General features: G+C 75.0%; 20 protein-coding genes and 1 tRNA gene. 15 read left to right on the top strand and 6 right to left on the bottom strand.

Annotation, left to right across the window (positions count from 1 at the left end):
* Window positions 1–73: 73 nt before the first annotated feature.
* Window positions 74–979: an SGNH/GDSL hydrolase family protein gene (locus H7K62_RS20120; RefSeq protein ID WP_186722050.1), complete on the bottom strand. Its 906-nt coding sequence runs from the start codon at window positions 977–979 to the stop codon at window positions 74–76.
* Window positions 980–1,116: 137 nt separating this feature from the next.
* Here H7K62_RS20120 and H7K62_RS20125 point away from each other — a divergent pair, with 137 nt between their 5' ends.
* The 6 genes from H7K62_RS20125 to H7K62_RS20150 all read left to right on the top strand — a co-directional run bounded on the left by H7K62_RS20125 (window position 1,117) and on the right by H7K62_RS20150 (window position 8,863).
* On the top strand, window positions 1,117–2,148 hold the full coding sequence (locus H7K62_RS20125) for an LLM class flavin-dependent oxidoreductase (protein ID WP_186722052.1): 1,032 nt from the start codon (window positions 1,117–1,119) through the stop codon (window positions 2,146–2,148).
* Window positions 2,149–2,286: 138 nt separating this feature from the next.
* Window positions 2,287–3,378, top strand: a complete 1,092-nt coding sequence (locus H7K62_RS20130; protein ID WP_186722054.1) for a LacI family DNA-binding transcriptional regulator — start codon at window positions 2,287–2,289, stop codon at window positions 3,376–3,378.
* 73 nt (window positions 3,379–3,451) lie between these two features.
* On the top strand, window positions 3,452–4,825 hold the full coding sequence (locus H7K62_RS20135) for an ABC transporter substrate-binding protein (RefSeq protein WP_222437948.1): 1,374 nt from the start codon (window positions 3,452–3,454) through the stop codon (window positions 4,823–4,825).
* Entirely contained in the window at window positions 4,822–5,766 is a 945-nt protein-coding gene (locus tag H7K62_RS20140) for a carbohydrate ABC transporter permease (RefSeq protein ID WP_222437949.1), read from the top strand. The genes H7K62_RS20135 and H7K62_RS20140 overlap by 4 nt, the downstream gene beginning before the upstream one ends.
* The gene (locus H7K62_RS20145; protein ID WP_222437950.1) at window positions 5,763–6,650 is read left to right on the top strand and encodes a carbohydrate ABC transporter permease; all 888 of its coding nucleotides are present in this window, start codon (window positions 5,763–5,765) and stop codon (window positions 6,648–6,650) included. The genes H7K62_RS20140 and H7K62_RS20145 overlap by 4 nt, the downstream gene beginning before the upstream one ends.
* Window positions 6,647–8,863: a beta-galactosidase gene (locus H7K62_RS20150; RefSeq protein ID WP_186722056.1), complete on the top strand. Its 2,217-nt coding sequence runs from the start codon at window positions 6,647–6,649 to the stop codon at window positions 8,861–8,863. Before H7K62_RS20145 ends, H7K62_RS20150 begins: the two co-directional genes overlap by 4 nt.
* 36 nt (window positions 8,864–8,899) lie before the next feature.
* On the opposite strand, the gene H7K62_RS24340 is transcribed toward H7K62_RS20150, so the two are convergent.
* From H7K62_RS24340 to H7K62_RS20165, 3 genes are all read right to left on the bottom strand, one after another.
* Window positions 8,900–10,483, bottom strand: coding sequence for a diguanylate cyclase domain-containing protein (locus H7K62_RS24340; protein WP_186722058.1), 1,584 nt, complete (start codon window positions 10,481–10,483; stop codon window positions 8,900–8,902).
* Window positions 10,484–10,636: 153 nt separating this feature from the next.
* Window positions 10,637–10,709: transfer RNA gene (locus H7K62_RS20160), tRNA-Ala, on the bottom strand.
* 34 nt (window positions 10,710–10,743) lie between these two features.
* Window positions 10,744–11,517 (bottom strand): hypothetical protein, encoded by a 774-nt coding sequence (locus tag H7K62_RS20165; RefSeq protein WP_186722061.1) that lies wholly within the window; start codon window positions 11,515–11,517, stop codon window positions 10,744–10,746.
* A 184-nt stretch (window positions 11,518–11,701) separates the two neighbouring features.
* Here H7K62_RS20165 and H7K62_RS20170 point away from each other — a divergent pair, with 184 nt between their 5' ends.
* Genes H7K62_RS20170 through H7K62_RS20185 form a run of 4 tightly spaced genes read left to right on the top strand, consistent with a single transcriptional unit; the run spans window position 11,702 to window position 16,333 of the window.
* Window positions 11,702–12,790 (top strand): lactonase family protein, encoded by a 1,089-nt coding sequence (locus H7K62_RS20170; RefSeq protein ID WP_186722063.1) that lies wholly within the window; start codon window positions 11,702–11,704, stop codon window positions 12,788–12,790.
* A gap of 8 nt (window positions 12,791–12,798) precedes the next feature.
* Entirely contained in the window at window positions 12,799–14,217 is a 1,419-nt protein-coding gene (locus H7K62_RS20175) for a type III PLP-dependent enzyme domain-containing protein (RefSeq protein ID WP_370591871.1), read from the top strand.
* The gene (locus H7K62_RS20180; protein WP_186722065.1) at window positions 14,214–15,872 is read left to right on the top strand and encodes an N-acyl-D-amino-acid deacylase family protein; all 1,659 of its coding nucleotides are present in this window, start codon (window positions 14,214–14,216) and stop codon (window positions 15,870–15,872) included. Before H7K62_RS20175 ends, H7K62_RS20180 begins: the two co-directional genes overlap by 4 nt.
* Window positions 15,873–15,928: 56 nt before the next feature.
* On the top strand, window positions 15,929–16,333 hold the full coding sequence (locus H7K62_RS20185) for a RidA family protein (protein ID WP_186722067.1): 405 nt from the start codon (window positions 15,929–15,931) through the stop codon (window positions 16,331–16,333).
* Between the two features lie 81 nt (window positions 16,334–16,414).
* Here the strand turns inward: H7K62_RS20185 and H7K62_RS20190 are convergent, their stop codons facing one another.
* A complete protein-coding gene (locus tag H7K62_RS20190; RefSeq protein WP_186722069.1) occupies window positions 16,415–17,518 on the bottom strand; it encodes a Gfo/Idh/MocA family protein in 1,104 nt (367 codons plus the stop codon).
* Entirely contained in the window at window positions 17,518–18,408 is an 891-nt protein-coding gene (locus H7K62_RS20195; RefSeq protein WP_186722071.1) for a sugar phosphate isomerase/epimerase family protein, read from the bottom strand. Before H7K62_RS20195 ends, H7K62_RS20190 begins: the two co-directional genes overlap by 1 nt.
* A 137-nt stretch (window positions 18,409–18,545) precedes the next feature.
* Here H7K62_RS20195 and H7K62_RS20200 point away from each other — a divergent pair, with 137 nt between their 5' ends.
* From H7K62_RS20200 to H7K62_RS20220, 5 genes are all read left to right on the top strand, one after another.
* Entirely contained in the window at window positions 18,546–20,105 is a 1,560-nt protein-coding gene (locus H7K62_RS20200; RefSeq protein WP_186722073.1) for a M81 family metallopeptidase, read from the top strand.
* A 146-nt stretch (window positions 20,106–20,251) separates the two neighbouring features.
* The gene (locus H7K62_RS20205) at window positions 20,252–21,559 is read left to right on the top strand and encodes an extracellular solute-binding protein (protein WP_186722081.1); all 1,308 of its coding nucleotides are present in this window, start codon (window positions 20,252–20,254) and stop codon (window positions 21,557–21,559) included.
* 43 nt (window positions 21,560–21,602) lie between these two features.
* A complete protein-coding gene (locus H7K62_RS20210) occupies window positions 21,603–22,559 on the top strand; it encodes a carbohydrate ABC transporter permease (protein ID WP_222437951.1) in 957 nt (318 codons plus the stop codon).
* The gene (locus H7K62_RS20215; protein WP_186722083.1) at window positions 22,556–23,488 is read left to right on the top strand and encodes a carbohydrate ABC transporter permease; all 933 of its coding nucleotides are present in this window, start codon (window positions 22,556–22,558) and stop codon (window positions 23,486–23,488) included. The genes H7K62_RS20210 and H7K62_RS20215 overlap by 4 nt, the downstream gene beginning before the upstream one ends.
* The gene (locus H7K62_RS20220) at window positions 23,485–24,519 is read left to right on the top strand and encodes an ROK family protein (protein ID WP_222437952.1); all 1,035 of its coding nucleotides are present in this window, start codon (window positions 23,485–23,487) and stop codon (window positions 24,517–24,519) included. Before H7K62_RS20215 ends, H7K62_RS20220 begins: the two co-directional genes overlap by 4 nt.
* Window positions 24,520–24,548: the final 29 nt, after the last annotated feature.

Raw genomic sequence — 24,548 nt, forward strand, 5'->3', positions numbered from 1 at the left:
GCGCCTGGCAGGAGGCTGGGAACCGCTCCGCCGCCAGCCGCCGCCAGCCGTCGCCGGCCGCCGCCAGCCGACCTCAGCCGCCGGTGGGCACCACGAGGAGGCGCTGCAGCACGGGCAGCACCTGGTCCGCCAGCTCCACCTGCCCCGTGGACGTGAGGCGCACGGACCCGTCCGCGGTGGTGGTGGCGCCGCTGCTGAGCTCGGAGCCCGTGGCGGCCGGGTCCAGGTAGATGACGCCGGCCTCGGCGGTCGCGGCGTTGAGCGCGCGGCGGGTGGCGACCAGGGCGGCGGAGTCCGCGTCGCCGAGGGCGGGCGGCCCCACCACCACCACCTGCGCCTGCGGGGCCTTGGCCTTGACCACGCGCAGCACCTGCTGGGCCCCCGCGCCCACGGCCGAGGGGTCGGTGAGGTCGTTGCGGCTGCCGAGCAGCACCACCACGCGGGTCTGGTCGCTGGTGACCCTGTCGGCGAGGTCGGCGAAGGTGCGGCCGTCGGCGGCGCGGGCGGCCCACCCGGCGCCGTCCGCGGCGGCGACGCTGCGCGCCACGGGCGAGCCCGCCCGGGTGAGTGCGGTGGCGGCCAGCGCCGACCAGTCGTTGGCGGTGCCGGCCGGGTCGAGGCCGTCGCCGACGAAGGCCACCGGTGCGCCGCCCGCGACGGACGCGTCGGGGCCGGCGGTGGTGCTGGTGGGCGGGGTGGCGGTGAGGGGGGCGGTGGCCGTGGGCGCCGGGGCCAGCGAGGCCGGCGCCCCCGACGACGCTGACGACGCCGACGACGACGCGTCGGTCGCGGAGGCGCCCGGTGCCGCCTGCTCCAGGGAGGTGGTGAGCCCCGCCGCGGTGGCCGACGGTGAGGAGCCGGCCCCGGCGACGGGGGCCGGTGGGCGCAGCAGCAGCCACCCGACCAGCGCGAGCGCGAGGACGGTCAGCGCGCCGGTGGCGGCGATCTGGACCCTGCGGACGCGCGTGAGGGGAAGCACGCGTCCCATCTTCTCGGTCCGCGGCCGCCGCGGGGGCGGTTCGCCCGGTGGTCTGCCGGCGGTCTGCCGGTGGTCTGCCGGTGGTCTGCCGGTGGTCCGCCGGGTGGGCCGCGCGGCGCGTGACCTAGCGTCAGGGGGTGGAGATCGGCATCAGCTCGTTCGCGGAGACCACCCCCGACCCGGCGACGGGCGTCGCGCCCAGCGCCCACCAGCGGCTGCTCGAGGTGGTGGAGGAGGCGGTGCTGGCCGACCAGGTGGGCCTGGACGTGTACGGCCTGGGCGAGCACCACCGTCCCGACTACGCGTCCTCGGCGCCCGCGGTGGTGCTGGCCGCGGTGGCGGCGCGCACGCAGCGGGTCCGGCTGACCAGCGCGGTCACCGTGCTGTCCAGCGAGGACCCGGTGCGGGTCTACCAGCAGTACGCGACCCTCGACCTGCTGTCCTCGGGGCGGGCGGAGGTGCTGGCCGGGCGCGGGTCGTTCATCGAGTCGTTCCCGCTGTTCGGCTACGACCTCGCCGACTACGACGAGCTGTTCACCGAGAAGCTCGACCTGCTGCTGGCCCTGCGCCAGGACGGCCCGGTGACCTGGCGCGGGAAGCACCGCGCGGCGCTCGACGGCGTCGAGGTCCAGCCGCGTGCGCTGCAGCAGCCGCTGCCGGTGTGGGTGGGCGTGGGCGGCAACCCCGAGTCCGTGGTGCGCGCGGGCGTGCGGGGGCTTCCGCTGGCGCTGGCCATCATCGGCGGGCAGCCGGAGCGGTTCGCGCCCCTGGTGGACCTGTTCCACCGCGCCGCGGTGCAGGGCGGGCACGACCCGATGGCCCTGCCGGTGGCCTCGCACAGCCACGGCTTCGTGGCGGACACGTCACAGGCCGCCGTGGACACCTTCTACGGCTCCTACAAGGTGGTCATGGACCAGCTGGGGCGCGAGCGCGGCTGGCCGCCCCTGAACCGCCCGCACTTCGAGGCGGGCCGCGCGAAGCGCGGCGCGCTGTTCGTGGGCAGCCCGGCGGAGGTCACCGAGAAGATCCTCTTCAACGTCGAGGTGCTCGGCATCGACAGGTTCATGCTGCACGTCTCCCCCGGGTCGATGCCGCACCGCGAGGTGCTGCGGGCCATCGAGCTGCTGGGCACCGAGGTGGCCCCGGCCGTGAGGGCCGCCACCGCGTGAGGTCCCGCGGTGGCGTCCGCTGCACGTCACCCGTGGTCACGGGGCGTGACCAGATCGTTGCTTGACTGCGCAGTCACGTCGACCTACGGTCGTGGCCGCTCGTAGATGACAGCGCAGTCATGATGGAGGTGACCACCCGTGCCCGCCACGCCCGAACGCACCGGCCGCCTCGCCGGCCGCCTCGCGGGGGGCGTGGTGATGGTCGACGTCGCGCGCGAGGCCGGGGTCAGCCAGAAGACCGTCTCGCGCGTGGTCAACGACTCCCCCCAGGTCCGCCCCGAGGTGCGCGAGCGGGTCCTGGCCACCATCGACAGGCTGGGGTACCGCCGCAACGGCGCGGCCCGGGCGCTGGCCGCCGGGCGCACCCACCTCATCGCGATCGTGGCGATGGGCTCGCCCCTGTACGGCATCGCCGAGCACGTCATCGGCGCCGAGCGCGCCGCCCGCGAGCGCGGCTACACCACCGTCGTCGTCGCGACCGGGGAGGACGGCGACGACGCCGAGGTGCGACCCGCCATCGACAGGGCCCTGGCCCTGGGCGCGGAGGGGGTGCTGCTGGTCGAGCCGTTCCGGCGCGACCCCGACCTGCTGGTCCCCTACGCCGACGTGCCGGTGGTCTCCCCCCAGCACGGGGACGCCCCCGACGACGACCGCTCCCCCCTGCACTCCCACGTCACCACCGACGAGGTGCACGGCGGGCAGCTGGCCACCCAGCACCTGCTCGACCTGGGACACCGCGGCATCGCCCACCTGGCGGGGCCGCGCGCCTGGCAGCCCGCCGCGCTGCGCGAGCAGGGCTGGCGCAGCGCCCTGCAGCGCTGCGGAGCCCCCGTGCTGGAGCCGGTGCGGGGCGACTGGTCGGCGCGCAGCGGCTACCGCGCCGCCGGGGAGCTGCTGGACCGGGGCGAGGCCTTCACCGCGCTGTTCGCCGCCAACGACGCGATGGCCGTCGGCGCCGTGCGGGCGCTGACCGAGCGGGGCCTGCGGGTCCCCCACGACGTGGCGGTGGTCGGCTTCGACGACCTGCCCGAGTCCGAGTTCCAGGTGGTGCCGCTGAGCAGCGTCCGCCAGGACTTCCAGGCCATGGCCCGCACCTCCGTGGAGCACATCGTGTGCGCCCTGGAGGGGCGAGCGGTGGCGCAGCGGACCGTCTCGGTCCGGGCCTCCCTCTCGGTGCGCGCCAGCTCCGGCCCCCGGCGCGAGACCCCGGGAGGCCCGCCCTCCCCCTGACCCGACCAGCACCCGACCAGCACCCGACCAGCACGCACCCGCACCACACGAACACCTGGACGAAGGAGCCCCCTTGTTCGAGATCCCCAGCACGCCCCTGTCCCGCCGCGCCGCCCTGGCGGGCCTGTTCGGCGTCTCCGCCCTGGGCCTCGCGGCCTGCGCGGGTAGCGGCACCGGTGGCGGGAACGGCGCCTCAGCGACCCCCGTCTCCTCCGACGACTTCGCCAAGGCCATGAGCACCAAGACCGAGCTGACCTTCTGGACCTGGGTGCCCGACATCCAGAACGAGGTCGACCTGTTCCAGAAGCAGTACCCGAACATCACCGTCAAGGTGGTCAACGCCGGTCAGGGCCTGGACCAGTACACCGCGCTGCGCACGGCCCTCAAGGCCGGCAAGGGCGCTCCCGACGTCGTCCAGATCGAGTACCAGTACATCTCCTCCTTCCTCATCGGGAAGAACCTGCTGGACCTGTCCGGCATGAACGGCTTCGGCGACCTCAAGAGCCAGTACCCGGAGTGGGTCTGGAACCAGGTCTCCCGCGACGCCGCGGTGTACGCCGTGCCGCAGGACACCGGGCCGATGGGCATGCTCTACCGCGACGACCTGCTCAAGGCCGCCGGCGTGCAGGCGCCCACCACGTGGGACGAGTTCGCCACCGCCGCGCAGACGTACCGCACGGCCAACCCGAAGAGCTACCTGACCGACCTTCCCCCCAACCAGGCCGGCCAGATGATCGGCTTCATGTGGGCCAACGGCGCCAAGCCGTTCGCCTACGACGGCGACAAGACGGTCACCATCGACCTGACCGGCACCGAGGCCAAGCAGGTCGTGGAGTTCTGGCAGGGCCTGGTGCAGAAGGACCTCGTGGCCGTCGACCCCGACTTCACCGACCAGTGGTACCAGGGCCTGTCGGCCGGCACGTACGCCTCGTGGCTGACCGCCGCGTGGGGCCCGGTGTTCCTCCAGGGCACCGCCAAGAACACCTCCGGCAACTGGCGCGCGGCGCAGCTGCCGCAGTTCACCGCCGGCGGCAAGGCCACCGGCAACTGGGGCGGGTCCACCGACGCCGTCATCGCGACGACGGCGAACCCCGTGGCGGCGGCCGAGCTGGCCCGCTGGATCAACGTGGAGAAGGAGCCGGCCATGGAGCTGGCCACCAAGCAGTTCCTCTTCCCGCCGCTGAACTCCGTCCTGCAGGACTCGGCCTTCGTGGGCCAGACGCCCGAGTTCTACGGCGGCCAGAAGGTCAACGAGGTGTTCGTGGAGGCGTCCAAGAACGTCAACACCGACTTCGAGTGGCTGCCGTTCATGGACACGGTCTACTCCAGCTACACCGACATCATGGGCCCGGCGATCACCGGCCGCGGCGACATGGTGACGGCGCTGTCCTCGTGGGAGAGCAAGCTCAAGGACTTCGCGAAGTCGCAGGGCTTCACGGTCAAGTGACGTCCTCGACCACGACCGCTGCGGCGCCGGCGAGCTCGCCGGCGCCGCGGCGGCGCGGTGCCTCCCCGGCGCTGCGCCGCCAGCACCGCGCCGCGTACCTGCTGGTGCTCCCGTTCATGGTGGTCTTCGCCGCCATGCTCGTGGTGCCCCTGGGGTACGCCGCCTACCTGTCGCTGTACCGCGAGCAGCTCATCGGCGGCGTGTCGTTCGTCGGCGTGCAGAACTACGTCGACGCGCTGTCCGACCCGGCGTTCCTGTCGGGCCTGGTGCGCGTGCTGCTCTTCCTCGTCGTGCAGGTGCCGATCATGCTGGGCGTGGCGCTGGTCATCGCGCTGCTGCTCGACTCCGGCGTGCTGTACGCCCAGCGCTTCATCCGGCTGGCGGTCTTCCTGCCCTACGCCGTGCCCGGCGTGGTGGCCACGCTCATGTGGGGCTACCTGTACGGGCCCGACTTCGGCCCGTTCGCGCAGGTCGCCTCGGCGCTGTCGCTGCCGAAGCCGCCGTTCCTGTCCAGCTGGATGCTCGGCTCGATCATGAACATCGTCACGTGGTCGTTCGCCGGCTACAACATGATCATCATGTTCGCGGCGCTGCGGGGCATCCCCACCGAGCTCTACGAGGCGGCCCGGATGGACGGCGCCAGCGAGCTGCGCATCGCGTGGTCGGTCAAGATCCCCGCCATCCGCAGCGCGATCCTCCTCACCCTGATCTTCTCGGTGATCGGGTCCTTCCAGCTGTTCAACGAGCCCCAGCTGCTCCGCACGCTGGCGCCGTCGGTCATCGACACCGCGTACACGCCCAACCTCTACGCGTACAACCTCGCGTTCACCAACCAGAACGTGAACTACTCGGCGGCCGTCGCCTTCCTGCTGGCGCTGGTCATCGCCGTCCTGTCCTACGTCGTCCAGCTCTCCGCCCAGCGGAAGGAGCGCCGCTCGTGAGCACCACCGCGGCCCAGACCGCCCCGAAGCGGCGCAGCCCCACCGACCGCCGCAGCCCGCTCATCACCGTGCTGGTGATCCTCGTGCTGCCGTACTTCCTCCTGCCGCTGTACTGGCTGGTGGTGGCCTCCACCAAGGACAACGGCCAGCTGTTCTCCACGTTCGGCCTGTGGTTCGACCAGGTCAACCTGATCGGCAACCTGCGGGAGGTCTTCACCGCGCAGGACGGCATCTTCTGGACCTGGATCGGCAACACGCTGCTGTACTCGCTGGTCTCCGCGGTCGGCGCGGCCTTCCTGGCCACCGCCGCCGGGTACGCCTTCGCCAAGTACAGCTTCCCGGCGGGCACGGCCCTGTTCTCGGTGGTGCTCGGGTCGATCATGGTGCCGACGACGGCGCTGGCCATCCCGACGTACCTGCTCTTCGCGGGGGTGAACCTCACCGACACCCGCTGGGCGGTGATCCTGCCCAGCCTCGTCAGCCCGTTCGGGGTCTACCTCATGCGGGTCTACGCCGCGGACGCGGTGGACACCCAGCTGCTGGAGGCCGCCCGCGTGGACGGCGCCGGGGAGCTGCGGATCTTCTTCTCCGTGGCGATGCGCCTGCTGGCGCCCGGCTTCATCACGGTGCTGCTGTTCACGCTGGTGGCCACCTGGAACAACTACTTCCTGCCGCTGATCATGCTCAAGGACCCGACGCTCTACCCCCTCACCGTGGGCCTGGCGCGGTGGCAGTCCGCCGCCGCCGCCGGCTCCGGTGGGCAGGTGCTGTTCTCCAGCGTCATCACCGGCTCGCTCGTCTCGATCGTGCCGCTCGTCATCGCCTTCCTCTACCTGCAGAAGTACTGGCAGGCGGGGCTGGCCACCGGAGGTGTCAAGGGATGAGCCTGTTCGACCCGAGGCACCACCAGAAGGGCCTGCCGCCGCGAGTGCTGTTCGGCGCCGCGTACTACCCCGAGTACACGCCCTCGCCGCGGGTGAAGACCGACCTCGACCTCATGGTCGACGCCGGCATGACCGTGGTGCGGGTGGGCGAGTCGGTGTGGTCGACGTGGGAGCCCTCCGACGGGGTCTTCGACCTCGACTGGCTCGCCGACGCGCTGGACGGCTGCCACGAGCGCGGGATCTCCGTCATCCTCGGCACGCCGACCTACGCGGTCCCCATGTGGCTGGCGCGCAAGCACCCCGAGCTGGCGCTCGACCCGGGCACCGGCACGCCGATGCGCTGGGGCAGCCGCCAGGAGGTGGACTTCACCGCGCCGGCGTTCCGGTTCCACGCCGAGCGCGTCGTCCGGAAGGTGGTGGGCCGCTACGCCGCCCACCCCGCCGTCGTCGGCTACCAGGTGGACAACGAGCCGGGCCTGCACCTCATCCACAACCCCGGGGCGTTCGAGGGCTTCGTGGACCACCTGCGCGCCCGGTACGGCACCGTCGAGGAGCTCAACGAGGCGTGGGGGCTGACGTACTGGTCGCACCGCCTCTCCCGGTGGGCGGACCTGTGGACGCCGCACGGCAACGCCCAGCCCCAGTACGACCTCGCCTGGCGCGAGTACCAGACGCTGTGCACGTCCGACCTCATCTCCTGGCAGGCCGGGATCGTGCGCGAGGTGGCCGCGGCGGCCGGCCGGGACGACCAGTTCGTCATGACCTGCGTGTCCTACACCCGTCCCGCCGTGGACGAGCTGGGCGTGAACGCCGAGCTCGACGTCGCCGCCGGCAACCCGTACTACGCGATGCAGGACGCCCTCGCCCTGCCCGCGCCGGACCCGCTGCCGCAGCAGTACTGGACGTCCACCGGCACGTGGACCCTGGTGCACACGGCCGACCGGATGTTCGCCTCCCAGCAGGCGCCGTTCCTCATCACCGAGACCAACGCCGCGGCCATCGGCGGGGCGGCGGTCAACTTCCCGGCGTGGGACGGCCAGTGGCGCCAGGCAGCGTGGGCCTTCGTGGCCCGCGGGGCGCGCATGGTCGAGTACTGGCACTGGCACACGCTGCACGCCGGCACCGAGACCTACTGGGGCGGCGTGCTGCCGCACGACCAGCAGCCGGGCCGGGTGTACGAGCAGCTGGCGCAGCTGGGCGCCGAGCTCGGCGCCGCCGGGGCCACCGCCGCCGGTCTGCACCCCGACGCGCAGGTGGGGCTGCTGTACTCGGTGCCGAGCAAGTGGGGCCTGTCGTTCCAGCCCCACTCCGCCTCCGCCGACGACGGCACCAGGCCCTACCCCGTGGTGGAGGGCACGTACGACACCCTGGTGGGCACCTGGGCGCGCGGCGCCTTCGACGCGGCGCTGGCCACCCGGCTCGTGCACGACCGCCAGCTGGTGCCGCCGCTGGAGGACCTCACCTCCGAGCGACCCTCCCCCGCGGAGGTGGCCGCCGAGCTGCCGGTGCTGCTGGTGCCGGGCCTGTACGTGGCCTCCGACGAGCTGCTCGACTGGCTCGACGCGTACGCGCAGGCGGGCGGGCACCTCGTGCTCGGCATCCGCAGCGGCTACGCCGACGAGCTGGCCCGGGCGCGCCTGGAGGTCAAGCCCAGCCGTCTGGCCGAGGCGGCGGGAGCCTCCTACCAGGAGTTCTCCAACCTGGACGCTCCGCTGCCGCTGGTGCCCGGCGCGTCGCCGGACGGGCTCCCGGCGCTGGAGCTGCCGGCCGGCGCGCAGGCGCGGACCTGGGTGGACGGGCTGCGCGCGGACGGTGGCGCCGCGGCGCTCCTCGGGTACGACCACCCCCACTTCGGGCGCTTCCCCGCCGTCACCACGGCGGCGCGAGGCGCCGGTCGGGTCACGGTGGTGGGCACCGAGCCTGACGCCGCCACGGCCGCCGCGCTGGTGGCGTGGGCGGTGGCGGCGTCGTCGTCCCCGGTCGCCCGCACCAGCACGGCGCAGCGCCGGTGGGACGGCCCGGAGTCGGTGACGGTCAGCTCGGCCACGGCGGCGGACGGCGCGCGCGTGCACGTCGTCCACAACTGGTCGTGGACCCCGGCCGCGGTGCGCCCGCCGGTACCGGTGCGCGACCTGCTCGCGGCGGGCTCGGCGCCCGTGGGCGACGAGGTCGCGCTCGGCGCCTGGGACGTGCGCGTCCTCGTCGAGGTCTGAGGCTGCCGGGCCACCCGCGGGGCCCGCCCGACGGGCTCAGCGGGTGGTCTGGCGGGTCCGCTTGCTGGCGTACATGCGCTGGTCGGCCTCGTGCAGCAGCTCCTCGGCGGACGGGCTCCCGCCCAGCTCCGCGGTGGACACCACCCCCAGGCTCGCCGACACGGCCTCCAGCACCTGCAGGCCCCGGGGGTCGGCCGCGGCGCTGGCCAGCTCCGGGTCCAGCGAGAACGGCACCGACAGCGCCGTGGCGAGCCGGGCCCGCAGCACCTGGGCGGTGTCCTCGCCGCGGGTGCTCTCGTCGTCGCGGACCAGCACCGCGAACTCGTCACCGCCGAGGCGCGCGACCACGTCGTGCGGCCGGACCACCCCGCGCAGGCGGGCGGCCACGGCGACCAGCAGCGCGTCGCCGGTGGCGTGGCCGCAGGCGTCGTTGACGGCCTTGAACGCGTCCAGGTCGCAGAAAGCGGTGACCACCGGTGAGCGCGCGCCCAGGGCGTCCTCGAGGGCGGCGGTGAACGCGGCCCGGTTGGCCACCCCGGTGAGCGGGTCCGTGTAGGCCATCCGCGCCAGCGCGAGGGAGCGCTCCTGCAGCTCGTGCGTGAGCTGCACGTTGTCGAGCACGACGAGGGCCTGGCGGAGGAACACCAGGGCCATGAGCGCCACGAGCACCGCCAGGGTGGTGCCCGCCAGCGGGTGGCGGGTGGCCTCCAGGACCACCACCGCGGTGGCGACGGCGAACGGGGCGTACGGCAGCACCTTGAGCGCGGCCGAGGTGTGCAGCGAGCCGGACGAGCGGTGGTCGCCGTGCACGGGCCGCGCCGGCACGAGGGTGGAGGCGCCCATGACCGCGAACGCGGCCGTCCACAGCACGTCGAGGAGGCCGCCGGTGGAGAACGTCCCCACGGCGCTGAGGTACACGAAGAGGGAGTCGCTGACGGCCATGAGCGCCACCCCGGCGCTGATGCCCACCAGGGCGCGGTGGGCGCGGGTGCGCGAGAGCACGGCGATCGCCGCGGTGAGCGCGATGACGTCGGAGACCGGGTAGGCCGCGAAGACGGCGAGCGCGAACCAGGACGGCGCCGCGGTGTGCACCACCGGGCCCAGCACGAGGGTCCAGCTGAGCAGGAACAGCGCCCCCGCCACGATGACGCCGTCGAGCAGGCTGCGCACGCGCGAGGAGGTGCGGACCGCGCCCCGGCTGATGGCGAGGACGGCGAGGGGCGCGAGGGCGCCGAAGCCGAGGAAGCCGAGGTCGGCGACGGACGGCGAGGGGACCTCCACCTGCAGCACCGACTCGTAGCCGACCCACGCGCACTGGCCCGCGGCCCAGGAGCCGGTGGCCGCGGCCAGCAGCCACCAGCCCGCGGGCCGGCGCCCGGGTCCCTGTCCGGCGCGCTCGCGCAGGGCCCGCGCCGCGGCCAGGACGGCCGCGGTCGCGGCCACCGCGGCCTCGGTGACCCCGACGACGGCGGTGGCGGCGACCAGCGGGAGGCCGGCGCCGCGCTGGACCGGGTCGGCGAGGGCGACCAGCAGCACCGGCAGCGCCGCGAGGAGCCACCGGCGCGCGCGCCAGCGGTCGCCGGAGCGGCGACGGCCCCGGTGCGCTGCGCGAGAGGTCACTCCCCTCCATCGGCACGCCCGTGACGCGGCAGGAGGAGTTCGCAGGCCCCAGCTGGCGCTCCACCGCAATGGCGCAGCGGGGGGGGGTGGCCCTCACCGGCCCTTGACGCGCGAAGGGCCGGCACCTCGCGGTGCCGGCCCTTCGCCTGCGGGTGGAGCTGAGGGGACTCGAACCCCTAACCCCCTCGATGCGACCGAGGTGCGCTACCAATTGCGCCACAGCCCCGTAGGACGGCAAAACGTTACCACCCGGGTGCGGGTCACTCCCCGGCGGCGCGGCGGCGGGGCGCCGCCGCCACGCGCTCGGCCGCGCGGGAGGCGCGCTCGACGGCCTCGGCGTTGGCCACGGCGCGCTCGGCCGCGAAGGTCGCGGCGGCCGCCGCGGCGCTCGCGGCAGCGGCGCGGGCGGCCACGACGGCCCGGCCCTCGGCGTCGCGGCGGACCACGGCGCGCTGCTGGGCGGCGCGGGTGCGGGCCTGGGCCTGCAGCACCGCGGCGCGCTCGGCCGAGCGCTGGCGCACGGCGGCGCGGCGGCGCAGGACGAGGACGGCGAGGCCGAGGACCGCCAGCCCCGCGGGGGCCGCCGAGAGCGGCACCAGGCCGAAGACGGCGAGCAGCGCGGGGACGGCCGCCACCAGGCCGGTGCCGACGAGCAGCAGCAGGGCGGGGGCCGCACCGGGCGCGGTGCGGCGCGCGGCGGGGGCCAGGCGCGCGGGGGCCGCGGGCCGCTCGACCGGCCGCTCGACCGGCTGCTCGACCGGCTGCTGGGCGGGCTGGGCCACCGGCTGGCTCCCCTTCCCCGTGGGAGCCGAGCCGGCGGCGGCGCGGGGGGCCGCCAGCAGGCGGCCGGTGCTGCGCGCGGGGGCCGAGGAGGTCCGGGAGAGCTCGCGGCGCTCCAACAGCCGCAGCTCCTCCTCGGTGGCCTCGGCCCGCCAGGCGGCGGCGAGCTGTTCGCGGCGCTGCACCCAGTGAGGGACGGCCCCGAACGCCCACAGCGCCACGATCCCCAGGAGGAGGAGTCCGCTGCTGCCCACGCCGATACTGTAGATGCTCACGAGGCTCCCGTGAACCACGTTGCCTGTGTGTCTCGTGTGACTCAAGTGGCGGAAGTCCAGATATGACCGTTCTGCACCCCTGCCCCACCGCCGTCGTGACCGAACCGCAACCCGGGAGCCCTCAGCTCACGGCGCTGCCCGGGGGCGGCCTAGGGTCGACGGGGTGAGCGACGTCCTCGCCGTGGGCTGCTACACCGCCGAGACGGGTGGACGGGGCGGGGGCATCGCGCTCGTGGCGCGCGACAGCGCTACGGGGCGCCTGGGCGGCGTCCTCGCGACGCACCCCGCACCGTCGCCGTCGTTCCTGGTCACCTCCGGGGAGGGCCCGCTGCGGGTGGTGCACGCCGCGCACGAGCTGCCCGAGGGCGCGGTCTCCACCTGGCGCCTCGACGGCTCCGGAGGCGCCCTGCAGCTGGCGCGGGTGGGCAGCGGCGGTGGCTCCCCCTGCCACGTGGCGGTCCACCCGTCGGGCCTGCTGCTGGTGGCCAGCGGCTACGACGGCGCCGTGGGCGTGGTCGCGGTCCGCGGCCGGCCCGTCGCCCGCGCCGACGAGCTCGCGCAGGTCATCACGCCGGTGCTGCCCGGCGGGACCCCCGGCCCGGTGCTCGACCGGCAGGCGGGCCCGCACCCGCACTCCGCCGCCTTCCTCGACGCCCGGCACGTGGTGGTGGCCGACCTCGGCACCGACGAGCTGCGCGTCCACGCCGTCGTCGTCGAGGACGGTGCACCCGCCCGCCTCGACCCCGACCCGGTCCAGGTGGTGCGCACCCCGCCCGGCAGCGGTCCCCGCACGGCGCTGGTGCGGGACGGGCGCCTGCACGTCACCGGCGAGCTCGACGGCACCCTCCTCACCGCCGACCTCGCCGACGGCCGCCTGGGCGCGCTGCGCTCCTCCCCCGCCCTCGCCGGCAGCGGCCCGGCGGGTCCGCCGTCGGAGGTCACCGCCGTCGGGCGGCGCCACCTCGTGGTCGCGACCCGCGGCGAGCAGCCGGCCCTCGCGGTCCACGCCGTGGATGCCGACGGCACCCCCCGGCCGCTGGTCGACCTGCCCCTGGAGCCCTTCGGCGCCCGGAACCCGCGGCACGTGCTGGCGCTGGGCCGCCACCTCTACGTGTGCGCGCAGGACTCCGACCTCCTGCTGCACCTGGAGCTCGCCGGCCTGGACGAGGACGAGGACGACGCCGGGCCGCCGCGCGTGGTGGCGCACAGCGCCGTGCGCCTCGGCTCCCCCACCGCGGCGGTGGCCCTGTGAACAGCCCTGTGGACAGCCCTGTGGACGGCCCGCACGAGCAGCGGTTCGACGCGGACGCGGTCGGCGCGCTCGGCCCGTGGGCCAAGGCCGTGCCCGTCTCCGCGTGGGGCACCACCGGCGCGGACTGGGTGGACGGGACCGGCGGCCGCCCCCCGACGCTCGCGGACCTGCCCACCCCCGTGCTCACGCTGGACGCCGGGGCGGTCGCGGAGAACACCGCGGCGATGGCGGCCTGGGCGCGCACGGCCCGCTCGGCCACCTCGGACCGCGCTGCCGCCGGACCGGGCGTCCGGGGCGTGGACCTGGCCCCGCACGGCAAGACGAGCATGGCGCCGGCGCTGTGGCGCACCCAGCTGGCGGCGGGTGCGTGGGCCGTCACGGTGGCGACCCCGTGGCAGCTGGCGGTGGCGCTGGACGCCGGCGTCCCCCGGGTGCTGGTGGCGGGACCGCTGCTCGACGCCCGGGTGCACGCGCTCGCGGCCCGCGCCCTGGCCGACGGCAGCGCGGAGCGCGTGCTGGCGTGGGCGGACGGGGTGGACGTCGTCACCGCCACGGCGCAGGCCCGCGCGCGCAGCGGCGCCGACGCGGAGGCCGGCGAGGGGACCGGCTCGCCGCCGCTCGACGTCCTCGTGGAGCTGGGCGCCCCGGGCGCCCGCACCGGGGCCCGCTCCGCGGAGGCGGCCCTGGCCGTGGCGCGCGCCGTGGTGGCGGCGCCGGGGCTGCGGCTGGCGGGAGTCGCGGGGTACGAGGGGGCTCTGGCGCACGACGCGTCACCGCGCTCGCTGGAGGTGGTGCGGGCGTGGCTGCGCGTGCTGCGCGACCTGCACGGGCGGCTGCTCGCCGAGGGCCTGCTCACCGGTCCCGGCGCCGCGGTGGTCTCCGCCGGGGGCAGCGCCTACTTCGACCTCGTCGCCGAGGAGCTGGCCGACCTGCACGACCCGCGCGGCGAGGCCGGTCCCGCGACCCGCGTGGTGGTGCGGGCCGGCGCCAGCGTCGCCCACGACGACGGCTTCTACGCCGGCATCACCCCGGCCACTCGCGGCGCGGGCCCGGCGCTGCGGGCCGGGCTGCACGGCTGGGCCCGGGTCATCTCCCGCCCGGAGCCGGGCCTGGCGCTGCTGGACGCGGGCAAGCGGGACCTCCCCGTCGACGAGGGCCTGCCCGTGGCGCAGGCCGTGCGCCGCGGCGGCCGCGGCCCCGCGGTGCCGGTGGAGCCCGGCACGGCCACCACCACCGCCCTCAACGACCAGCACCTGTTCCTGCGGCTGAGCGGCGCCGCGCAGCACCTGGCCGTCGGCGACGTGGTGCGCCTGGGGCTGTCGCACCCGTGCACGGCGTTCGACAGGTGGGCGCTGCTGCCCGTGCTGGACGACGCCCGCGCCGACGAGCCGCGGGTGGTGGGCCTGCTGCGGACGGTCTTCGGGTGACCTCCGCGGCCCCTTCGCCCGGTCCCCTGCTGGTCAGGGGTGCATCGCTGGTCGACGGCACGGGCGCCCCGGCCCGCCGCGGTGACGCCCTCGTCGTCGGCGGGCGGGTGGCCGCGCTCGGGGAGGGCCTCGCCCGCCAGGCCCCGCCGGGCACCCGCCTGCTCGACGCCGGCGGCCTGGTGCTGTGCCCGGGGTTCGTCGACCTGCACGCCCACTCCGACCTCGCCGTCCTCACGGACCCGGCCCACCCCTCCCGGGCGCTGCAGGGGGTGACCACGGAGGTGCTCGGGCAGGACGGCCTGTCCTACGCGCCCCTCGCCGAAGACGACGACGACGGCGGACGCGCCGCCGAGGTGCTGGCCGCGCTCGACGTGCAGCTGGCCGGGTGGAACGGGCGCGTGCCGGACGGGCTCGTGACCTGGCACGACGTGGCCGGCTACCTGGACCGCGTCGACGCCGGCGCCGCGGTGAACGCCTGCTACCTCGTGCCGCAGGGGACGGTGCGGCGGGTGGTGGTCGGCGCCGAGGACCGCCCGGCGACCCCCGACGAGCTGCTCCGCATGCGCGCGCTCGTGCGCGCCGGGCTCGAGCAGGGGGCGGTGGGGATGTCGAGCGGGCTGACGTACGCCCCGGGCATGTACGCCGGCGCCGAGGAGCTGGTGGCGCTGTGCGAGGAGGTCGCCGCCGCCGGCGGGTACTGGGCGCCGCACACGCGCTCGTACGGGGCGGGGGCGCTGGAGGCCTACGCCGAGGCCCTCGAGGTGGGCCGCCGCAGCGGCGCCGCCGTCCACCTCACGCACGCGACGATGAACTTCCCCGTCAACCGCGGGCGCGCCGGGGAGCTGCTCGCCCTGGTGGAGGCCGCGGTGGCGGCGGGGCAGGACGTCACGCTGGACAGCTACCCGTACCTGCCGGGGTCCACCACGCTCGCCGCGCTGCTGCCGGGCTGGGCCGCCGCCGGCGGCCCGGACGCGCTGCTGGAGCGGCTCGGCAGCGCCGACCAGCTCACCCGGCTGCGCCACGACGTCGAGGTGGCCGGCTCCGACGGCTGCCACGGCGTGCCGGCCGACTGGGAATCCGTGCAGGTCAGCGGTGTGGCGCACCCCGACGACCCGTGGCTCGCCGCGTCGGTGGGCCTCTCGGTGGCGCAGCTGGCGCAGCGGGAGGGGCGCGCGCCGTTCGCCATCGTCGTCGACCTGCTGGTGCGGGACCGGCTGGGCACCACGGTGCTGCAGCACGTGGGAGACCCCGGCAACGTCCGCGCGGTGATGCGCTCGCCGCGCCACAGCGTGGGCAGCGACGGGCTGCTGGTGGGGCAGCGGCCGCACCCGCGGGCGTGGGGGGCGTTCGCGCACGTGCTCGGGCCGTGCGTGCGGGACGGCGTGCTGGGGCTGGAAGAGGCCGTCGAGCACATGACCTCCCGCCCGGCCCGGCGCCTGGGGCTCACCGACCGGGGCGTGCTGCGGGCCGGGGCGGTGGCGGACCTCGTGCTGGTCGACCCGGCGACCGTGGAGGGGGCGACCTTCGAGGAGCCGCGCCGCCCACCGCGCGGGATCCCGCACGTGCTGGTGGCGGGCGTCGCGGTGGTCGCCGACGGCGTGCGCACCGGCGCGACCCCCGGCCGCGCCCTGCGCCCCCTCCTCCCTCCCCCGTGATCATGGACTTCCCGCGCACTTTCCGGCGGCGCCCCGCGGGGGCAGGATCGGGTGGCATGACCAAGCGCACAGCCCTGACCACCCCTGACGCGCCCGCCGCCGCCCACTCCTTCTCGCAGGGGGTGCGCGCCGGGAACGTGGTCCAGGTCTCGGGGCAGGGCCCGGTCGACCCCGCCTCGGGTGAGTACCTGCACCCCGGCGACGTCGCCGCGCAGGTCGAGCGGACCCTGCTCAACGTCGAGGCCGTGCTCGCTGCGGGCGGGGCGACAATCGACGACGTCGTCATGCTCCGCGTGTACCTGACGACGCGAGACCACTTCGCGGCGATGAACGAGGCCTACGAGGCGTTCGTGACCCGGCGGGTGCGTCACGGGGTGCTGCCGGCGCGGACCACGGTGATGGTCGAGCTGCCGCGCGAGGAGATGCTCGTGGAGGTCGACGCCCTCGCCGTCATCGCCTGAGCTGACGACGGCGAGGACGCCGTGCGCGGGAAGCCCATGATCACGGGGGGAAAGTGCTTCGGAAGCCCATGATCACGGGGGCTAGAGGGTGATCTCGGTGCCCTTCGCCGCGGACTCGTAGACCGCGGTGACGATCCGCACCGCCTCCAGGCCGTGCGCGGCCGGCGCGATGGACGGCTCCAGGCCGCGCGCCGCCCGCATGAAGCCGTCGATCTCGTTCTGGAACGCCGGCACGATGTCGAAGCTGCGGCTGTCGACGTGCGGCACCACCTCGGTGATGGTGTCGTGCCGTTCGGTGAACAGCGTGAGCTCGGGCTCGAGCTCGGCGCCGCCGCGCTCGCCGAACAGCGCCAGACCGACCTGCGGCCGCCCGTGCAGGGAGTACGAGACGTCCAGGTGCAGCACCGCGCCGCCCTCGAACCTCACGACGGCGCCGGCGAGGTCCTCCACGGAGTTCTTCGAGACGTCGTAGTCGGCGGACTTCCACCGGCTCAGCGACTCGATGTTGCCGCGGTTGCCGAGCCGGTCGGAGGTGTAGCCGCTCACGGCGACGGCCCGCGGCGCGCCCATGAACCACCAGGCCAGGTCCAGGAAGTGCACGCCCACGTCGATGAGCGGCCCACCGCCGGAGATCGACCTGTCGGCGAACCAGCCGCCGGGGTTGCCGGCCTGGCGCAGGTACGTGGCCTTCGCGTAGTAGACCTCGCCGAGGTCGCCGGCGTCGGCGAAGGCCTTGAGCACCTGGGCGTTGGGCGACCAGCGCCGCACGTACCCGACCTGCACCACGCCGTCCGAGGCCGCCTCGGCGGCCACGATGGCCTCCGCCTCGGCCACCGTGCGGGCCATCGGCTTCTCCACCAGCGCGCTGCGCCCGGAGGCGAGGACGTCGACGGCGACGCTCGCGTGCGTGTCGTTGCGGGTGCAGACGGACACCGCCTCGACCTCGGGGTCGGCCAGCAGCTCGGTGTGCGAGCCCACGGCGCGCACGGGCGGCTGGTCCCGGCCCAGCTCGGCGGCCAGCGCCGTGTACTGCGCCGCCCTGGCCTGCGCCCGGGAGAGGTCGACGTCGGCGACGGCGACGATGCGCGCGTCGGGGTTCTTCGCGTAGGAGCCCAGGTGCCACTCGGCGATGGAGCCGCCGCCCACCACGCCGATGCCCAGCGGGGCGCCCTCCTCACCAGCCATCAGGCGGCCTCCGCCCACAGCTGGCGCGCGTGCGCGAGGCCCTTCGCCACGGCCGCGGCGTCGTCCTCGGGGCCCTCGAACTCGATGGTCACGGGCCCGTCGAAACCGGAGGCTCGCACCTCGCGGACGATCGCCGCGAGCGGCAGGTCGCCGTCGCCGACCACCGAGCCGAGCAGGCCCGCGCCGCCGACCGTCCGCAGCCAGCCCTGCGCGGCCGGGTCGCCCGGGGGCTCCAGCTGCGCCCTGACGTGGAAGTCCTTGAGGTGCACCACCGACGCCGTCGGCAGGCTCGCGCGGACCGCCTCGAGCGGGTCGGCGTCCACGCAGCAGAAGTTGCCGACGTCGACCAGGGTGGAGAAGTTCGGCCGGCCGACGGCCGCCACGAGCGCCTGCACGCGGGCGGGGTCGTTCATGAAGAAGCCGTGGTTCTCCACCATCGTCGCCAGCCCCAGCTCGGCGGCGCGGTCGGCGACGCGCTGGCACGGCCCGACCACCAGCTCGGCCACCTCGCGGGCCTCGGCCGGCGAGGACTCGCGCCAGGCCCAGGCGACGACGTCGTGGCGGACGCGCTGCACGCCGAGCCGGCGCGCCACCTCGAGGTGGGAGAAGACGCGCTGGACCTCGGACTCGAGGTCGCCGGCCTCGTGCGCCGAGCGGAAGTCGGCGGCGATGACGTAGCTGGTCAGGGGCAGGCCGCGCTGGGCGGCGCGGGCGGCGAGGGCGTCGGCCAGCGCCGGGTCGTCGGGGAGGTCGGCCCCGCCGGAGCCGGCCTGGGCGATCTCGAGGTGGTCGGCGCCGAGGTCTGCGACCTGGTCGACGACGTCGAGCAGGCCCATCCCCCCGGCGGCGATGGTCGAGGCGAAGCTGTAGGAGCTGACGCCGAGCTGCACGTGCGGTCCTCCGTCGGATCCGGGTCGGGCGTGGTCTGCGTGACGCTAGGCACGCGGCTCCCGCCGTGGCCAGGAGGTGGCGGATCGGCCACCATCGAATTAACCGAAGTGCAACCTTCGATGCGCAGGATCGCGCCGTGACCAGCCCCGTGACCAGCCCCCACCGCCCCCGCATCGCCGTGCTCGGCGCCAGCCTCGAGGCGAGCACCCACTCCCCCGGTGCCACCCTGACCAGCGACTTCGTGCGGCTCGACGGCGAGGAGCTGCTCGCCTCGCGCCCGTGGCTGGCGCCCGGCACCCCGCTGCGCGAGACCGCGGACTGGGTGGGGCTGACGCACTACCGGGCCATCCCCGGCGCGCCCGTGCCCGCGGCGGACTGGGCCGAGATGACCGGGGTGCTGCTCGGCGGGCTGGAGCGCGCCCTGGCGCAGGGCCCGCTGGACGGGGTGCTCCTCGACGTCCACGGCGCCATGAGCGTGGTGGGCACCGACGACCCGGAGGCCGAGCTCGCCGCGGCCGTGCGACGCCTCGTGGGGCCGGACTGCCTGGTCAGCACCGGGATGGACCTGCACGGCAACGTCTCCGAGCTGCTGGCGCAGGCCTGCGACCTGCTCACCTGCTACCGGATGGCGCCCCACGAGGACGCGGAGGAGACCAAGGAGCGCGCGGCGCGCAACCTCGTGGACCGCCTGCTCGCCGCCGCGCGCGGCGAGGTGCCGCTGCGTCCGCTCAAGGCGCGCGTCCCGGTGCCCGTGCTGCTGCCCGGGGAGAAGACCAGCACGCGCGTGGAGCCCGCGGCGTCCCTGTACGCCCTGGTCCCGCAGGTGGAGGCTCGCCCCGGTGTGCTCGACGCCGGCATCTGGATCGGGTACGCCTGGGCCGACCTGCCGCGCAGCTCGGCGTGCGTGGTGGTCACCGGGGACGACGAGGCCGCCGTGAGGGCCGGCGCGGAGGAGCTGGCGCGGGCCATGTGGGCCGTGCGGGACGACTTCGCGTTCGTGGCCCCCACCGGCTCCCTCGCCGAGTGCCTCGACGCCGCCGCGGAGGCCGTGGCCCGCGGGGTGCGGCCGTTCTTCGTCTCCGACTCCGGGGACAACCCCACCGCGGGCGGCAGCGGTGACGCGACGTGGACGCTGACCCGGCTGCTGGAGCGCCCGGAGGTGGCCTCCGGGCAGCTGGAGGTGGTCTACGCCTCCGTCCCGGACGCCGAGGCGGCGCGCGCCGCCGCGGCCGCGGGGGTCGGCGCGCGCGTGCAGCTGCGGGTGGGGGCGCGGGTGGACGACGTGCACGCGCCGCCGGTGGCCCTGGACGCCGTGGTCGAGCACGTGCACGTCGGCGACCCCGTCGCCCGCACCGAGGTGGTGCTGCGCACCGGCGGCCTGCGGCTGCTGCTCACCGAGCGCCGCAAGCCCTACCACCTCGAGGGCGACTTCCTCCGCAACGGGATCGACGCGCGGGCGGCCGACGTCGTCGTCGTCAAGATCGGCTACCTGGAGCCGGAGCTGTTCGCCATGGCGGCCGACTGGCGGCTCGCCCTCACCCCCGGCGGCGTGGACCAGGACCTGGCGCGGCTGCCGCACGAGCGCATCGCGCGCCCGATGCACCCCTACGACGCCTTCGGCGGCCCCGGCGGGGCCCCGGAGCCGTCGCTGGAGGCGGTGCTGGTGGGCGGGCTGGAAAGTTCGTCACCGAACTAAGTCGGAGGTTCTTTCGCAACGGCTCGGGGTCTGCTCAGATCTGCGCTCACCACCTCGCACCACCTGGCACCACCGGCTCTCCGACGACGACGTCGAGCAGCACCCCGATCCAGCCACGCGCACCGCGGAACCCCAGGAGCACACCCATGGACCTCTCGACGTCGACCCCGTCCCGCCGCACCGTCCTCGGCATGGGCGGCGCCCTGGGCCTGGCCGGCCTGCTCGCCGCCTGCGGCAGCGGCGGCAGCTCCGGTGCCTCCGGCGGCGGCAGCTCCTCGGGGAACCTGCGCGTGTGGTTCATGAAGGACTCGGTGAGCCAGAAGGGCATGGACTGGCTCAAGCAGACCTTCGAGCAGCAGAACCCCGGCTCCACCCTCACCTACGAGATCCAGGTGTGGGACGGCATCGTGGCCAAGCTGCAGACCGCGCTGGCCAGCGCGGACTCCACCCCCGACATCATCGAGCTGGGCAACACCCAGGCCCCCACCTTCTGCGCCGTGGGCGCCCTGGAGGACCTGTCGGACATGAAGTCCGAGCTCGGCGGGGACGACCTCACCAAGTCCCTCGTGGACCTGGGCAGCTACGACGGGAAGATGTACGCCGCGCCGTTCTACGCCGGCAGCCGGATCTTCTTCTACCGCAAGGACCTCTTCGCCGCCGCCGGTGTGCAGGTGCCCACCACCATCGACGAGCTGACCGCCGCCGCCACCACGCTGCAGCAGGCGAACGCCTCCACGGCGAACTTCTCCGGCATCTACCTGCCCGGCATCAGCTGGCAGAGCTGCATCGCGTGGCTGTTCACCAACGGCGGGCTGCTGGCCTCCCAGCAGGGCGACACCTGGAAGGGCGGGCTGTCCACCCCGGAGGCCCAGAAGTCCCTGCAGCAGCTGCAGGCGATCTGGAAGACGGGCTCGACGTCCGGCACCGTCACCGACTCCACCACCGCCAGCCAGCCGTTCGTGCCGTTCAACACCAACGAGACGGCGATGTTCTTCGGCTTCAACTGGCACCTGAAGTCCATCGACCAGGGCCTGGTCAGCGCCGACAAGGTCGGCTACTTCGGCTTCCCGCCGGCGGCCGCGGGCGGCGTCGGCAAGCCGTTCGCCGGCGGCTCCAACGTGGCGATCTCGGCGAAGTCCTCCAAGAAGGACCTCGCCAAGAAGGCCATGCAGCTGATCTTCTCCAAGGACTTCCAGGAGGCCTTCGCCACCGAGGGCGGCTGGGTGCCCGGCAACCTCAAGTACGCCTCGGCCCTCGGCAGCGACGAGCTGTCCACCCTCACCACCGCCGCGGTGAAGAACTCCGTCGGCACCCCGGCCGCCAAGAACTGGGCGCTGGTCGAGGGCGCCAAGACCGTGGACGACTTCTACGTGGCGATGGGCGCCGGCAAGGACCCGGTCTCCCTCGCGGCCGCCGCCGACGCCGCCATGGAGAAGGTCCTCAACCAGGCCTGACCGCCACCCCCTCCCGACCGGACCCGAGGCGAGGAGCCGCCACGTGACCACCGCAGTGCAGCAGCGAGCGCCGCGCGCACGCCGCCCTCAGCGCGTCAGCGAACCCCTGAGCCGGCGCTCCGAGCGCCGCATGGCGGCGCTGCTGCTGGTGCCGGCGGTGGCCGTGGTGGCCCTCGCCCTCGGGTACCCCCTGGTCCGCCAGGTGGTGATGTCGTTCCAGCAGTTCGGCCTGGCCCAGCAGTTCGGGCAGCCGCCGGCGTTCGTCGGGCTGGACAACTTCACCACGGTGCTGTCCGACCCGTCGTTCTGGGCGGTGCTCGGGCGCTCGGTGGGCTTCTGCTTCGTGGTGGCGCTGCTCACCATGGTGGTCGGGACGGCGGGCGCGCTGCTGCTGACGGCCTGCTCGCGGCCGGTGGCGGTCAGCGTGCAGGTGGTGATGCTGCTGGCGTGGGCGATGCCCGTGCTGAGCTCGCTGCAGGTCTTCCAGTGGATGTTCGACTCCCGCTCGGGGGTGGTCGACTGGGCGCTGGTCCAGGCCGGCTTCGGCTCCATGGCGGGCTACAACTGGTTCTCCACGCCGGTGGCGTTCTTCTTCGTGGCGGGCCTGCTCGTCACGTGGATGAGCGTGCCGCTGGTGGTGTTCATGGTCTACGCCGCCGTCACCCAGATCGACACCTCCGTGCTGGAGGCGGCGGCCCTGGACGGGGCCGGCCCGGCGCAGGCGTTCCGGCACGTCATCGCCCCGTCCATTGCACCGGTGCTCGCGCTGGTGTCGCTGCTGGAGATCATCTGGGACCTGCGGGTGTTCACGCAGTTCCACGTCCTGCAGTCCAACGGGGGCATCACCGAGCAGACCAACGTGCTGGGCACGTACGTCTACCAGGTGGGCCTGGCCGGCGGGAACTACGGCGCCGCCTCCGCCGCCGCCCTCATCCTCCTGCTGCTGACCCTCGCGATCAGCGCCCGGTACATCGCCCTGCTGCTGAAGGAGCCGGCATGACCGTCGTGTCGAACCCGCCCACCTCGCCGTCCGCGGGCGGTGCCGCTCCCGGCCTGCAGGCCACCACGCCGCTGGCGGCGGTGGCCAGGGCCCGGCGCAGCCCGCGGCGCCGCGTGCTGGGCGTGCTCGCCAACGCCGTCGCCGTGGTCTTCGGGCTGGCGTGGCTGTTCCCCGTGTACTGGATGCTCAACACGGCGTTCCTCACCAACAGCCAGATCCAGCAGCGCACGCCGGTGCTCTTCCCCGTGGGGGGCACGGCCTCCCACTTCGCGCAGGTGCTCTCCTCCCCCGCGTTCTGGTCGGCGATGCGGATGAGCCTGGCCATCGCGCTCGTCGTCGTCCTCGGGGCGATGGTGTTCGGCTTCCTCGCGGCGCTCGCGCTGTCCCGCTTCCGCTTCCGCGGCCGCACGCAGCTCGTCGTCGCGGTGCTCGTCATCCAGATGATCCCCGCGGAGGCGCTGTTCATCTCCCAGTACCGGATGCTCGACGGCTGGGGTCTGCTGAACTCCGTGGCCGGCATGAGCCTGCTGTACCTGGGCGCCAACATCCCCTTCACCATCTGGATGCTCAAGGGCTTCGTGGACGGCGTCCCGGTGGAGCTGGAGGAGGCCGCCATGCTCGACGGCTGCTCCCGGATGGGCGCGTTCGTGCGCATCACGTTCCCGCTGCTGGGCTCGGGCCTCGTCGCGTCCTCGATCTTCGCCTTCCTGGCCTCCTGGAACGAGTACACCCTCGCGCTGGTGGCGCTCACCAGCGACGGCGCCCGCACGCTGCCGCTGTGGCTGACCAGCTTCAGCGGGCAGAACCAGGTCACCGACTGGGGCGCGATCATGGCGGGGTCCACGCTCATGGCGGTGCCCGTGGTGGTGCTGTTCATGACCGTGCAGAAGCGCATGGCCGCCGGCCTCACGGCGGGCGCCGTCAAGTGAGCACCCCCGCACCGCCCGCCACCGCGGCCGGGCCAGCCCCGGGTCTCTTCCCCCGCCTGGACCTGCGCGCCGGCCGCCCCGTGGTGGCGGTGGACGTGGGCGGGACCCTCACCAAGACCGCGCTGGTGGACGGCCGCGGCGAGGTGCTGGAGGTCCGCTCCGAGCCCACCGTGCTGCGCTCGGCGACCGGGCTGCTCGACCAGCTGGCCCTCGCCGTGGCCGACCTCGCCGCCGCCCACGCCGAGGGCCACCCCGACGCCGTGCCCGCCGCGGTGGGCGTGCACGTGCCGGGCCTGGTGGACGACGCGCGCGGCACGGTGCTGCTGGCCGAGAACCTCGGGCTGCGCGACGTGCCGCTGCGCGACCAGCTGGCCGCCCGCACCGGGCTCCCGGTCAGCCTGGGCAACGACGCGCGCGGCGCGGGCACCGCGGAGTTCCGCATGGGCGCTGCCCGCGGGGCGCGCACCGCCGTGGTCATCAGCATCGGCACGGGCATCGGCGGAGCCGTCTTCGTGGACGGCCGCCTGCACGACGGCGACGGCTTCGGCTGCGAGCTCGGCCACATGCCGGTGCTCGTGCCCGGGCGGCGCGCGCCCGTGGTGTGCGCCTGCGGCGGGCCGTCCTGCCTGGAGCAGTGGGCCTCGGCCGGGGGCATCGCGCGGTCGTACGCGCGGGTCACCGGCAGGCCCGCGCACGGCGCCCGGGAGGTGTTCGACGCCGCGAGGGCCGGCGACGACGACGCCGCGCGCGTGGTCGGTGACGGCCTCGACGCCCTCGCCCTGGCCGTCGCGCAGCTGGCCACCGTGCTGGCCCCGGAGGTGGTGGTCATCGCCGGCGGCCTGTCGCGCGCCGGGGCGGAGCTGTTCGACCCGCTGCACGAGCGGCTGGAGCAGCTGCTGACGTTCCACCGGCGCCCGCGCCTGGTGCCCGCGCGCTTCGGGGACGGCGCCGGCGTGATCGCCTCGGCGCTGCGCGCCGACGAGCTGCTGGAGCAGCTGGTGCTCCCGCTGCAGCAGGGTCCGTCCTCGTGAGCGGCATGATCGGTGCGGTGAGCACCGAC

Origin of the sequence: Quadrisphaera sp. RL12-1S, from assembly GCF_014270065.1 — a bacterium.
Taxonomy (GTDB): Bacteria; Actinomycetota; Actinomycetes; order Actinomycetales; family Quadrisphaeraceae; genus Quadrisphaera.